We start from the raw sequence: 13,668 nt of genomic DNA on the forward strand, positions 1-13,668 counted from the left end.
TATGAATCATCCCTACATTTGGCAAGATAACGCCGTTGTTCCATTTGATAAGGCTACAGTGCATGTGCTGAGTTATAGTCTGCACTATGCAAATGCTGTCTTTGAGGGTATCCGCGCCTATAAAGGTAGCGATGGACTCTATGTTTTTAGATTACACGATCACATGCAAAGACTCTTAGATTCTTGTAAAACTTTGATGCTTGATCAGGTTTATAGTTTAGAGGCCTTAAAACAAGCTACTTTAGATCTTTTGAAAGCCAATGCCTGCAAAGAGGATACTTATATCCGCCCGCTTGTATTCATGGGGCTTGGTAGTTTAGGAATTTGTAGTGGTGATTCTCCTATCCACACTATCATCGCCACAGTAACATGGAAACACAATCCTATAGAGGGCATTAAGGTTAAAACCAGTTCTTTTAGAAAAAACGATGTACAATCTAGCCCTAATAAAACTAAGGCCAGCGCGCATTATCTTAGCTCCCAACTAGCCAAACAGGAGGCACTTCTGTGTGGGTTTGAAGATGCGTTATTACTAGATAATCAAGGTTTTGTGGCTGAAGGCTCTGCTGAGAGCTTTTTTATGGTTTATCGCGATCATCTCATCGTTCCTCCCCTAGATTATGCTCTAGATTCTATCACCCGCCAAACTGTTTTAGAATTAGCCGCGCATTTACAAATCCCTACCATAGAGCGCCATATAGCACGGGAGGAAATTTATAGCGCCCAAGAGGCTTTTTTTGCAGGTACAGGCGCAGAGATTTTACCCATTCAATCTTTAGATTTTAGACCCATAGGTGGCCAAGAAAAACCCATTACCCAAGCTTTAACAGAGGCGTATATGCAATTAGTTAGAGGCGAGCTTAGCGCGCTTAAACACCATATAACGAAGGTGTAGGGGAGAGCCATGCCCATTGATCTAAACGAGCATTTGAAAAAAAAACAATCCAATCAATCAGAACCCCCTAAGATTCCTCCCAAAAACACCACCCCTCTTAAACCCCCATTCCCTCCCGTGTTGCAATCTAGAAAAATCACTTATTTAATTATCTTTTTTATTCTTTTAGCTTTTTTGTTGATCGCCAAACCTTTTACGGTGATTCAATCCGGCGAAATTGGAATTAAGATCACAGCAGGTAAATACGATCCCATTCCCTTACAACCGGGCATTCACTTTTTTGTCCCCATTGTGCAAGATATTTTAGTGATTGACACACGCGTACGCACCATTAATTTTTCGCGTATAGAAGACATGGGCATTGTGGGCAAAAATCAGGGGATTTTTAGAAACGATGCGATCAATGTAATGGATTCTAGAGGGCTCACCGTTTCTATTGAACTCACCGTGCAATACCGCTTAAATGCTAAAACCACTCCCCAAACTATTGCTACCTATGGGCTAAGCTGGGAACAAAAGATCATTAATCCAGTGGTGCGCGATGTGGTGCGATCGGTGGTGGGGCGCTATCCGGCTGAGGATTTGCCCATTAAACGCAATGAAATTGCCGCTTTGATCAATACAGACATTAATAAAGAAGTTTCTAAGTTGCCTAATTCTCCAGTAGAGTTAAGTTCGATTCAACTTAGAGAAATTGTACTACCCCAAAAAATTAAAGAACAAATTGAAAAGGTACAAATTGCGCGCCAAGAATCTGAGCGGGTTAAATATGAGGTAGAGCGCGCCAAACAAGAAGCCCAAAAACTTGCGGCTTTAGCAAAAGGTGAGGCTGATGCTAACCGCATTAAAGCACAAGGGGTAGCTGATGCAATCGTAATTGAGGCTAAGGCTAAATCTGCGGCTAATTTAAGTATCGGGCAGAGTCTTAATGATCGGCTCTTACAACTGCGCCAAATTGAGGTGCAAGGGCAATTTAACGAAGCGCTTAAGGCTAATAAAGATGCTCAGATTTTGCTAACCCCCGGGGGGGCAGTGCCTAATATTTGGCTAGATACAAAAAGCAAGCAGAAAGCCTTAGCAGGGCATGGAAACCAACATTAAGATTACATGCTCATCTCTACTCTTTTACAAACAGTTTTAGATCACCTAAAAATATTCTGGGAACAGGCTAGCCTTTTTGCTTTGGTGATCTTTGGGTTGCATTGTGCTTTTTTTCTTGGCTTTTTTATTCTAGGATTATATTTTAGGGGATTTACATCTACTCTATTCCATTTAATCGCTCTTCTCTTTTTATTCGCAACGCCCTTTGGAGTGCGCTATATTTTAGAACAACAGCTTTTTAAAATCCAAGCCACCGTACAACAAGCTTTTTCCTTTACTTATACGAGTGCTTTTGTTGCTAAGGTGCGGATTAAAAATGAGGGTTATTTGCCCATTCGCAAATGTTTTTTACGCCTAGATGTGTTGTTGCCCTCTACTAATAAATTCCAGAGTTTTTTACACCAGTGGATTTTTGCACATTCTTATGTCCAACCTTTCCAACTTTTTTTACCACCCCACAAAGAACAAAATCTGGTTATGAATATAGAACCCTATCCTTATAAACAAGCCTCTTTCAAACTTTCTAGTACCTGCCACTAATTGCTCCATTAACTAAACTTAGTTAAAATTGCCAAATCTACTTTTAAAGGATATGGCATGGCAGTTGGTATTTTCTATGGCACAGATAGCGGGAATGCAGAAACAGTGAGCAATAAAATTGCAACACATTTTAGTGGCGCAAAAGTCTTAGATGTGAGCAAGGCTAGCAAAAGCGATTTTGATGGCTTTAGTTCTGTGATTTTGGTTGCGCCTACAGCAGGGGCTGGGGATTTACAAAGCGACTGGGAAGAATTTTTAGGAACACTAGATGCGTCTAATTTTGCTAATAAAACCATTGCTCTGGTAGGGCTAGGTGATCAAGATACTTACTCTGAAACCTTTGCTGAAGGCATTTTTCATATCTATGAAAAAGCTAAGGCTGGTAAAGTTGTGGGCTTTACTTCTACAGATGGGTATACCTTTGAGGGGTCTAAATCTGTAGAGGGTGGTAAATTTGTAGGGCTTGTGCTAGATGTGGATAACCAAGATGAGTTAACAGATGGGCGCATTAGTGCTTGGGTTAATGAAATTAAGGGTCAGTTGAATTAGCCTTTTTAAAAACTTGTGGGGAGGAGGGGTTTTTCTCAGGTTTGTTTATCATGAGTATGTGTAACAACCTTTTGATCTCATTATAAGGAAACCTATGCAACCTAGACGGTGTTATTTACACCCTGAAATGATCTTCTTAGCCCTTCTAGGAGTTTTGGGCTTTTCTGCTTGTGGTTCTAATCCCCATAAAAAAGATGTTTTTTTGCAAAACATGCCAGCTTGGATGGTAGAAGATCGTAGCATGTTTGTTACTCAAGGCATTGATAGCTCCCATGTCATTGACGGGCAAGTGGAGCGCTCAGAGGGAATAGCTAGAGAACGGGCGCGTTTCCGTGTAGCTGAGCATATCGCTAATAAGATTAAGGGAATTTATACAAAAGATCAAAATGCCGACCAAAAATCCTATGATAGCGAAGTCTTTTCAGAGATCACGCAGGCAATCGCTGCTAGTTTTGATAAATGGGTACAATTAGGGGAGTACATTAACCCTAATAACCAAGAGGTGTTTATGCTCATGCGAGTAGATGGCTATAGCCCCGGTGTTTTACAAGATAGACTTGAAAAAATAGAGTCTCTAAGTACACAAACCATTAAGGACATTATACAATCTGTAAAAACTATCTTTAAAGAGGCCATAGATTATGGTGATGTTAAGGTTCCACAAAGCATGTAAGCACTATCTAATGGGTGGTGTGCTTAGAGGTTTCACTTGGTAGGGCGCAGTTGGATTTGATTCTATTTGCGCTTCATTACTTACATTGAGTTATTCCTATGTTAGACTACCCCCCAGCCTATTAAACGAGGGTGTGTTGTACTTTTTAAAATCGTGGTATGCGCGGCCTATTGTGTCTATGATTTTGCTTGTTTGGGGGTGGGCTGGGGCTGATAATTTGCAAATACAACACCTCAAAGAAGAATATAAGCGTATTGAGCACCAGATTAATTCTAGCAATAGCATTTGGTTGAAAAAATTTAGTAATGCTGAAAGTTATGAGGAAATTTATGCGGAGATCCAAAGCGTCCAGCGCCAGCTCAAAACTCTTAACAGCAAGAAAGATAGCGATACGCTTAAAATTAATACACTAAAGCATGTTTTACAAGCCCTTAAACACCAAGAGGAATTACTCGAACGCTATAAGATGAATCCCTTTAAAGACCTTGTAGAAAAACCCAGTATCCCCAATATCCCCAGTATCACTAACCCTATTGCAATCGTGGAGGGGATTTCCTTTATTAAAAAAATCAAAGCCCAGTATGCGACCATGAAGTCTCACCAAAAAAGTTTACAGGCTATTTTGGTCTTGATCAACCACGAATTAAATATCCTAACCCAATTAGAATCCCAAAAAGAGGGTGAAGACGCTTCTAATAGAGAGAAACTTTCTAAGCAAATCTACCAAGAACAGATCAAAAAGATTGAATTACAAGGCGCACAAAATCTTTTAAAAATTAGCATTGATGTTTTTGCTAAGGATATTGAAGAGGCAAGTTCTAATATTCTTTTAACGCGCTTTTGCATTCTGATAAAATCCAAAGTATTAAGATTGATAGCCACTATATTTATCTTAAGATTAATTTTAAGATTTATAAAACCGCGCGGCTAGGTTGGAAAGATTCCATGCAATTTCCTACAAATAAAGGCGATTAACTTTGTTAACGCTAATGTTGTGGTGTTGATTTTTTTATTTGCCTATCTTGAAAATGTTTCTTATTTAGTTACCGTGCTAGGTTTTGCTAGTGCCGGGCTAGCCATTGCCATGCGCGATTTATTCATGAGTCTTTTAGGGTGGTTTACAATTATTATAGACGGCAATATCCATGTAGGCGATCGAATCAAAGTGTCTAAAGATGGAAACACCTATGTAGGAGATGTACTAGATATTTCTGCGCTTTACATTACAATCTTAGAGGAAGTAACCCTTACAAGTTCTAAGGAGAATAGTTACCGCGCGGGGCGGATTATTTTTATCCCCAATAATTATATTTTCACTAATCTACTTTCAAACTATAGCCATGCTGGCATGAAAACTGTGTGGGACGGGATTGATTTTTTTGTTACCTTTGATTCTAATTATAAAAAGGCTATGGAAATTGCCCTTAGCATTGCTAATGTCCATGCCAAGCAATATACCGAGATGACCTATAAACAAATGAGTAACATGCGTACGAGGTATTCTTTGCGCAACACCAGCGCTAACCCGCGCGTCTTCATGGCTTTAGAAAAGGACGGGGTTCATATCAGTATATGGTATCAAACAAATTCATACGCCACTTTAGTGCTCAAGTCTAAGATTTCAGCCGACATTTTAGATGCGCTCCTTAAAGAACCCGATATTTTTGTAGCCTACAACACAACCAAATTTATTAAAGAAGGTGGAGATGGTTTTGCTAATAAAGAGCATAGGATTTTATGATGAAACAAAAAGTTTATTTTAAAACCTTTGGATGCCGCACTAATCTATTTGATACTCAAGTTATGCTAGCGCATTTAAAGGATTTTGAAACTACAAATCATGAGGAAGAGGCACAGATCATTATTCTTAACTCTTGCACGGTTACTAATGATGCAGATTATAGCGCTAGAAGTTATGCTAAAAAAGCCACTCGTTTAGGTAAAAAGGTGTATTTTACCGGCTGCGGGGCAAATACACAGGGGCTACAACTCTTTCAAAACGGGCATGTTTTTGGAGTTTTTGGACACGATCATAAAGAAGAAATTAATGCCTTACTCCAAGAAAAACAGGGATTTTTTCATGAAGACAAACAAGAATGCTTAGATCAAATCCTTTTATCTAATTTTGTTGGTAAAACACGCGCATTTGTCAAAATTCAAGAGGGCTGTGATTTTCGCTGTAGTTATTGTATTATCCCAACTGTGAGGGGACAATCCAGAAGTTTGAATCAAGATCATGTTTTAAAACAAATTGAGATGTTATCCCAAGCAGGCGTATTAGAAGTGGTGCTTACAGGGACTAATGTAGGCAGTTATGGGCTTGATAGAGGCACTAATTTAGCCCATTTAATTCTTAAAATTGCGGATTTAACCCCTATTAAACGGGTGCGTATTGGTAGTTTAGAGCCTAGCCAAATCAATACAGAATTTTTAGAACTTTTAGATCACCCCATTTTAGAGCGGCATTTACATATCGCACTCCAACACAGCCATGACAACATGTTAAGGCGCATGCGGCGGCGTAACCGCGTTGGTAGCGATATTAAGCTTTTAGAAAAGATAGCTTCTAAAGGTTTTGCAATTGGTACAGATTTTATTGTAGGCCATCCTTATGAAGATGAATTAACTTGGCAAGAAGCGTTATTAAACTTTAAACAACTCCCCCTAACCCATATCCACCCCTTTATCTATAGCGTGCGTGATAATACCCCCTCTAGTAAAATGCCTTTAAATGCGCGCGTTCCGGGCAATATTGCTAAAACTAGATTAGATCAAATCAAAACCCATGTCATCGCGCAAAATCTGGCTTTTAGGCAACAACTTAAAGCAAATAGAGAGGTTTTAGAGGTGATCGTGGAAAATTTTAAAGCCCCTTATTATCGTGGTTATGATCAATATTTTAACCCGGTTAAAATCCTCTCTAAGCAAAATTTACAAGGGCTTGTATACTTAAATACCTATGAAGTGAGGGCTGATGCCAACTATGCCACGCTCTAAAAAAGCCTTGATTGGGGGGTTTGCCTTATTAGTAGGGGTAATTTTTATTGCCTTTTTATTGTTTAGAGAACCTACAGAGCTTGTGAGTATCCGCGATTTTAACGCGCTTTTGCATTCTGATAAAATCCAAAGTATTAAGATTGATAGCCACTATATTTATCTTAAGATTAATTTTAAGATTTATAAAACCGCGCGGCTAGGTTGGAAAGATTCCATGCAATTTCCTACAAATATCCCCATTGAAGTGTTACAAGAGAGCAAAACAACAGAGCAATTATTAGATCTAGTCATTATTTTCTTCTTTCTGGTGCTTTTGGCTATTTTATTGCGTTTTGTGTGGAATAGAAAAACTTTACTACAACCCTCTTATGAAACCCCCAAGCTACAAAACACCCCCCTACCCTCTTTACACGCAACCTTGCCCAATGTAAGATTTGCAGATGTAGCCGGCACTAAGGAGGTTAAAGAGGAGCTGTATGAAATTGTGGATTATCTTAAAAATCCTAAAAAATACCAAGAGCTTAAGATCAAATTGCCTAAGGGTGTATTGTTAGTGGGCCCTCCGGGTGTGGGCAAAACCATGATTGCTAAGGCTTTAGCCTCTGAAGCCAAAGTGCCTTTTTTTTATCATAGTGGGAGCGCATTTGTACAAATTTATGTGGGTGTGGGGGCTAAGCGGGTGCGCGAATTGTTTGCTAAAGCCAAAGCCTTTAGCCCCTCCATTGTTTTTATTGATGAAATTGATGCAGTGGGTAAGGCTAGAGGAGCTCAGCGCAACGATGAAAGAGAAGCCACACTCAACCAACTTTTAACAGAAATGGATGGCTTTGAGGAAAGCGCGCAAGTGATTGTGATTGGCGCGACTAATAAAATAGATGTGATTGATGAAGCGCTTTTAAGAAGTGGCCGTTTTGATCGGCGCATTTTTATCTCTCTACCCGATTTAGAGGAAAGAGTTCAGATTTTACAATCTTATTTGAAAGATAAAAACCACACCCTAGATTGCATGGAGGTGGCTAAAATCTGTGTGGGCTTTAGCGGGGCGATGTTAGCCTCTTTAGTGAATGAAAGCGCGCTTAATGCATTAAGGCATAATACACAGGTTATTACCATGAGAGATATTTTAGAAGTAAAAGATAAGATCGCCTTTGGCAAAAAGAAAAATGTCGCTCTAAGCGAACAAGAAAAAAATCTCTATGCACTTTATCAGAGTGCTAAGGCACTTAGTGCTTATTGGTTAGAGGTGGCGTTTGATAAAGTTTTATTAGTAGGGGATTTTCTCATCGCTAGCGATCAAAGGATTTTGAGCAAAAGCGAGATGAATAATAATATCAAAGTCTATTTAAGTGGCATGATCATTTTAGAACTTTTCTTCCAAGAACACTACACTTTAGCCAAAGACGATCTTAAACATGCCCTTGAGATAGCCAAACGCATGTGTGAGGAATATGGCATGGGGGATAAGTTTATCGGGGATAGAGCGGATATGGAGGCTTTATTAAGCACGCTTTATAAAGAACAGCGAGATTTTCTCAGTAATTCTAGAATGCAGGTAGAGGCTATGGCTAAGATTTTATTAGAAAAAGAAAAACTCTCCAAAACCCAAATGCAAGAAATTTTGCGTTCCTTTGTCTGATGCATTATTTCAGTGGCTTTTGTTTTAGAGGGGAAAAATGGCTCTTTGATTGGATTTTAAAACCTTATAGGCTTTATAACATTGCTGGCTTTAGCTATGGGGCTATCAATGCCCTTGAGTTTGCCTATAAACAGGTAAAACAAGGATTACGGGTACAAAAACTCTTTTTAATTTCGCCTTGCATGTTAGCCTTTAAACCTAAAGCCTTTAAGCGGTTACAAATCTTAAGCTATCAAAAAAATCCGTCTCTTTATGTGCGCTCTTTTTTAGAAAACATTGGTTGGAATAGCTTACTTAATCTTAACCCTAATTTAGCGCGCTTCACACATTTAGGCAGTTTGGAGGATTTAAAAATTCTCTTAGAATACAGCTACAGCGCGGAAAAATTAGCTTTCTTGTGCGATGAAGGCATCTTCATTAGTGTATTTTTAGGGTTAGAAGATAATTTGCTAGATGTTAAAGAAGCCCTGCATTGTTTTAAACCCTATGCAAGTGTGTGGCAGTTTAAGGGGGCTAATCATTTACTACAAAAGTCGCCAATTGTTTACTAGGCCACCTTATTTTTTTGCTACAATCTGCGTTTTTTGTACACAGGTCTTTATGAATTTTTCGTTTTAATGGATTTTCATGACTTTTAAAAGCAAAATTATTCTTTCGCTGATAGTTCTTATCAGCTTATCTTCTATCGTGATTACCGCCGTTGCCACTTATCAAATACGCAAAGGGATTATGCAACGCACCCAGCGATCTCTTTCTATGACGGCTCATATTCTTTCTAATTCTTTAGAGGAGTGGGATAATAATATCCGCACAACTTTAGAAAGAACAGTCAAAACCTTTAACAATGTGGATTTAAGCGATGCGCCACGACTTAAAAAAATTCTAAGTTTTGTACAAGATGGCCTTAGATCAGCAGATGTACATGTGGCCTTTGAAAATGGGAGTATTATTAAACTTGTTGGAGAAGCGCCTGAAGGATATGATCCTAGAACTAGGGAGTGGTATCAATACACCAAAGAGCATAAAAGGCTTTTTGTTACCCAGCCTTATATGGAGCTTTTTACAAAAAAGATGGTGATCACCTATGCCCTACCAATTATCCAACATGGAGTTTTTAAAGGTGTTTTAGCCTCTGATATTTATCTAGCTGATGTGTTTCACTCTATCCGCAGGTCCTTTAAGCCTAACCAACGGATACACCTCATAGATCAAAATGGCACTATTTTAAGTTCCTCTGTTTATAAAGAAGGTTCAAAATACCATGCCAACGATTCGCAATTTTTACAACGCATTCTATCCACCAAATCTGGCTTTTTTGAACAGCAAGAGAAAGAAGGAGAAGTAAAATTTTATATCTATGATACGATTAAGGGTTTAAATTGGAAATTTATCACCACAGTCATTAAAAAAGATGCCCTTAAAGATCTATCAAGTATCCAGTTTTCTATGCTCAGTACCGCATTTATTTTTTTAATCATCGCTTTGGCTGTCCTTTATAGTGTGATTCAAATCCTATTTAGACCCTTAGTTCAATTGCGTGATCTTATTGTTGAGCTTGCGTCCCAAGAGGGGGATTTAACCAAAAGATTAGCGGTTAAGGGAAAGGGCGAGATTGCAACTATCTCTGAAAATGTCAATAAACTTTTGGCTAAAATACAAGGGATTATCTCTAAAATTAAAGAAGTGAGTTCTGAGAACACTAAAATTGCTAACACCTTGCATGCTAGCTCTGTGAGTGTGCAAAAGCAAACCCAAGAGGAAAGTAAACTTATTGGGGTGGCTATGGAAAGTAGTAATAATATCATTAACACGATTCTAACTAGTGTTGCTAATGCAGATAACAACAATAAAAATCTATTACAAACCGATAACACCCTAGAGGAGATTCGATCTAAAATCCAAATCTTGAGTAAGGATTTAGCCAATAACGCCCAACTCAGTGTAGAATTTTCTAATAACCTAGAAGAAACCTCTAAAAATACCGAGAATATCAAGACAGTTCTAACAATTATCTCTGATATTGCTGATCAAACTAACTTACTTGCCCTCAATGCAGCAATTGAGGCCGCACGGGCGGGTGAACATGGGCGCGGGTTTGCGGTGGTGGCTGATGAAGTCAGAAAGTTAGCTGAAAAAACCCAAAAAAGTTTAACTGAAATCCATAGTACGATTAATGAAGTGGTGCAAAGTGTGGGCGATATTAGCCAAAATCTACACACCAACTCCCAAGAAATCCTTAAAACTTCTGAGCTTACGCATTCCTTACAAGAAATGGTAGATTCTAATGTAAAAAATATTCAAGCTGTGATTAGTGCCACAACTCAAGATGTAGAGGAATTTAAAGGGGTGGCTAGTGCGGCTAAAGTGATTGTGAATGAAATTTCAGAGATTAATAAATTAGCTAGTTTGAGTTATGAGAATGTACAAGATGTAAGCAAGGCTAGCACTTCTTTAAATGAAATGGCTAAAATCTTTGATACAGAACTGGGTAAATTTAAGGTTTAATGTGTATGTAAAAAATCCTATAGCTTATTTGCGCGTTATTTTATTAGGGGTGTTACTTATCTTAGGGGGGTGCTCAGATCATAAAAAGAAAAAGCAAGCACCAGCAGAGAGAGTAGAAAAACAAACCCCGCCGATTTTCCACTTTTTAGATCAACAACACCAAGAAATCCATTTTAAAACCGTTAAACAAACTCTAAAAATTGAACCCTCTAAAGCCATGCCAACTTTGATCATGGTTTTAGATTTAAGTCCGCAAATGTCCCCCTACACCCTTTTATTAGAGCATTTACAAAACCATTTTAAACAGGTGCGTTTTTTTGCTATCCTTAATAAGGCCTATCCTCAAGATCAATTAGATAGCTATGTCAAAGATCACGCCTTACACATTTCTTTACTTAATCCTATGGAATCACCTTCTTTTAGCGCGCGTTTTTCTTGGCCGCTGCCTTACTTTTTACTCTATGACGCTAAAGGAGAGCTTTTACAAAACTACCACGGGGCTATTGTGGAGGAAATGTTATCTAAAGACCTCCAAGATTTATTAGATAATGAGGGAAAATAATGTTTAACTTTTTTAAAAAGACAATCCAAAATGTCGCCTCTTTGCTTAAAAATAAAGATGCCACTTTTAGCAAAGAAAGTATAGAGGAAATTTTAATTGGTTTTGATGTGCAATATGATTTGGTTGAAAAATTATTAGAACACCTACCTGAGCAAATCAAACGCAACCATTTAGAAGTAGCTTTAATGCGTTTTTTGCGCAAAGAAAGTTATTACGATAAGGTTAGTTTAAAACCCATTGAGAGCAAACCCTTAGTGTCTTTAATTTTAGGGGTCAATGGAGCGGGCAAGACCACTACCATTGCTAAGCTAGCTAAAAAATATCTTTTAAACGGGCAAAAGGTGATCTTAGGAGCGGGGGATACTTTTAGGGCGGCTGCGGTTAAACAACTCCAACTTTGGGGGGAAAAGTTACAGCTAGAAGTTATTAGTGCGGGGCAAAATAGCGATCCTAGTGCACTGGCTTATAACACCATAGAAGCCGGCACAGCAAGAGGCATGGATCAAATCATTATTGATACTGCCGGGAGATTACATAACCAAACCAATCTTAAAAACGAGTTATTAAAAATCTCTAAAGTTTGTTCTAAGGCTTTAAAAGGCGCGCCTTATTATAAAATCTTGATTTTAGATGGCACGCAAGGCAGTTCAGCTTTAGAGCAGGCTAAAATTTTCCATGAGAGTTTAGAATTAGACGGGGTGATTGTAACTAAGCTTGATGGCACAAGTAAAGGGGGGTGTATTTTAAGTATTCTTTATGAATTACAATTACCCATTTTGTATTTAGGTGTGGGGGAGAAAGAAGATGATTTAATTGTTTTTGAGGAAAGAGAATATATTAAAAGCCTCTTAGATGCGATCTTTAAAACCGATGGCTAAAAAATCCCGTGTTTTTGAGTGCCAACATTGCGGGTTTATTAGCCCTAAATGGCTGGGTAAATGCAATAATTGTAACCAATGGGAAAGTTTTGTAGAACACAGCACAGAGAAAATTAAAAGCTCTTCTTCTAAAGATGTATCTATGCCTGTTTCTATTGCTAGTATAGAACATGAAAGAATTAGCGCCTTTAGCTCTACCCAACTAGAATTAGACATTGTTTTAGGTGGGGGAATTGTACCCGGTGGGTTATATTTAATTGGAGGTAGTCCGGGGGTGGGTAAATCTACCTTATTATTAAAAGTAGCTGGCGGGTTAGCTAAAGAGGGTTATTCAGTCTTATATGTGAGTGGGGAGGAGAGTGCAGGACAGATTCGTTTAAGAGCGGAGCGCTTACAATGCGTGCAAGAAAAGCTATATTTACTCAATGAAATTAATTTAGATGTGATCAAAACTAGTTTATGCGCTAAGAATTATGCTATCTGTGTGATTGATTCGATTCAAACCCTCTATTCAAATGCCATTAGCGCAGCCCCGGGCTCTATTTCTCAGGTACGCGAAATCACCTTTGAACTCATGCGTTTAGCCAAACAAGAACAAATCGCGATTTTTATTATCGGACATATCACCAAAGAGGGCTCTATTGCCGGACCTAGAGTGCTTGAACACATGGTAGATAGTGTGCTTTACTTTGAGGGCGATCCAAGTAGAGAATTACGCATTTTACGCAGTTTTAAAAACCGCTTTGGCGCGACTAGTGAGGTGGGTATTTTTCAGATGCATCAAGAGGGTTTAATCAGCGCTAAAGAGGCTTCTAGACTTTTTTTTTCACAAAAAGAGAGTTTGGCGGGTAGTGCGCTAAGTGTTGTTTTAGAGGGTTCACGCGCGCTTATCTTAGAAATACAAGCCCTTGTATGCGAAAGCTCTTTGAATAATCCTAAACGCCTAGCCACTAGCTTTGATACTAACCGTTTGCACATGCTCTTAGCTTTATTAGAGAAAAAATTAGAAATCCCACTTAATCGTTACGATGTTTTTATTAATGTCTCTGGAGGGATTAAAATTAGCGAAACAAGCGCGGATTTAGCCGTGATTGCAAGTATTCTTTCTAGTTTTAGAAACCGCCCCATTAGCAATAAAACAGCCTTTATTGGAGAAGTAGGTTTAACTGGATCTTTACAAGAAGTGCCTAATTTGAATGTGCGTTTAAAAGAGATGGAAAACTATGGTTTTTTAAAAGCCATTGTGCCTAAAAGGCCTAATATCACAACCTCCATTGCTTGCTATGAAGCTAAAGATGTTTCTAAAATCATTGAGTGGATGTAAAACCACCC

At 38.5% G+C, this 13,668-nt stretch carries 12 protein-coding genes and 1 pseudogene; all 13 read left to right on the plus strand.

The window, feature by feature from the left end:
• Nucleotide 1 precedes the first annotated feature (1 nt).
• The 13 genes and pseudogenes from OO773_RS05730 (at nucleotide 2) to radA (ending at nucleotide 13,660) form a co-directional block, all read left to right on the plus strand.
• Complete coding sequence (locus tag OO773_RS05730) at nucleotides 2-895, plus strand: branched-chain amino acid transaminase (protein ID WP_006564815.1); 894 nt, start codon at nucleotides 2-4, stop codon at nucleotides 893-895.
• A gap of 9 nt (nucleotides 896-904) precedes the next feature.
• On the plus strand, nucleotides 905-1,996 hold the full coding sequence (locus tag OO773_RS05735) for a prohibitin family protein (RefSeq protein ID WP_006564816.1): 1,092 nt from the start codon (nucleotides 905-907) through the stop codon (nucleotides 1,994-1,996).
• A 6-nt stretch (nucleotides 1,997-2,002) separates the two neighbouring features.
• Nucleotides 2,003-2,536, plus strand: a complete 534-nt coding sequence (locus tag OO773_RS05740; RefSeq protein ID WP_231102862.1) for a DUF2393 family protein — start codon at nucleotides 2,003-2,005, stop codon at nucleotides 2,534-2,536.
• A 57-nt stretch (nucleotides 2,537-2,593) separates the two neighbouring features.
• Entirely contained in the window at nucleotides 2,594-3,085 is a 492-nt protein-coding gene (locus OO773_RS05745) for a flavodoxin (protein WP_040499293.1), read from the plus strand.
• A 94-nt stretch (nucleotides 3,086-3,179) separates the two neighbouring features.
• Nucleotides 3,180-3,758, plus strand: a complete 579-nt coding sequence (locus OO773_RS05750) for a tumor necrosis factor alpha-inducing protein (RefSeq protein WP_006564819.1) — start codon at nucleotides 3,180-3,182, stop codon at nucleotides 3,756-3,758.
• A gap of 178 nt (nucleotides 3,759-3,936) precedes the next feature.
• Nucleotides 3,937-5,493: pseudogene (locus OO773_RS05755) on the plus strand (mechanosensitive ion channel domain-containing protein); the annotation flags it as partial.
• A gap of 2 nt (nucleotides 5,494-5,495) precedes the next feature.
• A complete protein-coding gene (gene mtaB / locus OO773_RS05760; protein ID WP_006564821.1) occupies nucleotides 5,496-6,755 on the plus strand; it encodes a tRNA (N(6)-L-threonylcarbamoyladenosine(37)-C(2))-methylthiotransferase MtaB in 1,260 nt (419 codons plus the stop codon).
• On the plus strand, nucleotides 6,742-8,391 hold the full coding sequence (locus OO773_RS05765; protein WP_176602005.1) for an AAA family ATPase: 1,650 nt from the start codon (nucleotides 6,742-6,744) through the stop codon (nucleotides 8,389-8,391). Before mtaB ends, OO773_RS05765 begins: the two co-directional genes overlap by 14 nt.
• Nucleotides 8,391-8,942, plus strand: a complete 552-nt coding sequence (gene bioV / locus OO773_RS05770) for a pimelyl-ACP methyl ester esterase BioV (protein WP_006564823.1) — start codon at nucleotides 8,391-8,393, stop codon at nucleotides 8,940-8,942. The genes OO773_RS05765 and bioV overlap by 1 nt, the downstream gene beginning before the upstream one ends.
• 76 nt (nucleotides 8,943-9,018) lie before the next feature.
• Complete coding sequence (locus OO773_RS05775; RefSeq protein ID WP_219330350.1) at nucleotides 9,019-10,896, plus strand: methyl-accepting chemotaxis protein; 1,878 nt, start codon at nucleotides 9,019-9,021, stop codon at nucleotides 10,894-10,896.
• A gap of 1 nt (nucleotide 10,897) precedes the next feature.
• Nucleotides 10,898-11,458, plus strand: coding sequence for a hypothetical protein (locus tag OO773_RS05780; RefSeq protein WP_231102860.1), 561 nt, complete (start codon nucleotides 10,898-10,900; stop codon nucleotides 11,456-11,458).
• Nucleotides 11,458-12,336, plus strand: coding sequence for a signal recognition particle-docking protein FtsY (gene ftsY, locus OO773_RS05785; RefSeq protein WP_034377075.1), 879 nt, complete (start codon nucleotides 11,458-11,460; stop codon nucleotides 12,334-12,336). Before OO773_RS05780 ends, ftsY begins: the two co-directional genes overlap by 1 nt.
• A complete protein-coding gene (gene radA, locus OO773_RS05790) occupies nucleotides 12,329-13,660 on the plus strand; it encodes a DNA repair protein RadA (protein WP_006564826.1) in 1,332 nt (443 codons plus the stop codon). The genes ftsY and radA overlap by 8 nt, the downstream gene beginning before the upstream one ends.
• The last annotated feature ends 8 nt before the right edge of the window (nucleotides 13,661-13,668 follow it).

Origin of the sequence: Helicobacter suis HS1 (genome assembly GCF_026000295.1) — a bacterium.
Classification (GTDB): domain Bacteria; phylum Campylobacterota; class Campylobacteria; order Campylobacterales; family Helicobacteraceae; genus Helicobacter; species Helicobacter suis.

Bases quoted from the DNA above. Each gene is read 5' to 3' on its own strand.
- OO773_RS05730 (WP_006564815.1), top strand. From the start codon at position 2: ATGAATCATCCCTACATTTGGCAAGATAACGCCGTTGTTCCATTTGAT.
- OO773_RS05735 (WP_006564816.1), top strand. From the start codon at position 905: ATGCCCATTGATCTAAACGAGCATTTGAAAAAAAAACAATCCAATCAA.
- OO773_RS05740 (WP_231102862.1), top strand. From the start codon at position 2,003: ATGCTCATCTCTACTCTTTTACAAACAGTTTTAGATCACCTAAAAATA.
- OO773_RS05745 (WP_040499293.1), top strand. From the start codon at position 2,594: ATGGCAGTTGGTATTTTCTATGGCACAGATAGCGGGAATGCAGAAACA.
- OO773_RS05750 (WP_006564819.1), top strand. From the start codon at position 3,180: ATGCAACCTAGACGGTGTTATTTACACCCTGAAATGATCTTCTTAGCC.
- mtaB (WP_006564821.1), top strand. From the start codon at position 5,496: ATGATGAAACAAAAAGTTTATTTTAAAACCTTTGGATGCCGCACTAAT.
- OO773_RS05765 (WP_176602005.1), top strand. From the start codon at position 6,742: ATGCCACGCTCTAAAAAAGCCTTGATTGGGGGGTTTGCCTTATTAGTA.
- bioV (WP_006564823.1), top strand. From the start codon at position 8,391: ATGCATTATTTCAGTGGCTTTTGTTTTAGAGGGGAAAAATGGCTCTTT.
- OO773_RS05775 (WP_219330350.1), top strand. From the start codon at position 9,019: ATGACTTTTAAAAGCAAAATTATTCTTTCGCTGATAGTTCTTATCAGC.
- ftsY (WP_034377075.1), top strand. From the start codon at position 11,458: ATGTTTAACTTTTTTAAAAAGACAATCCAAAATGTCGCCTCTTTGCTT.
- radA (WP_006564826.1), top strand. From the start codon at position 12,329: ATGGCTAAAAAATCCCGTGTTTTTGAGTGCCAACATTGCGGGTTTATT.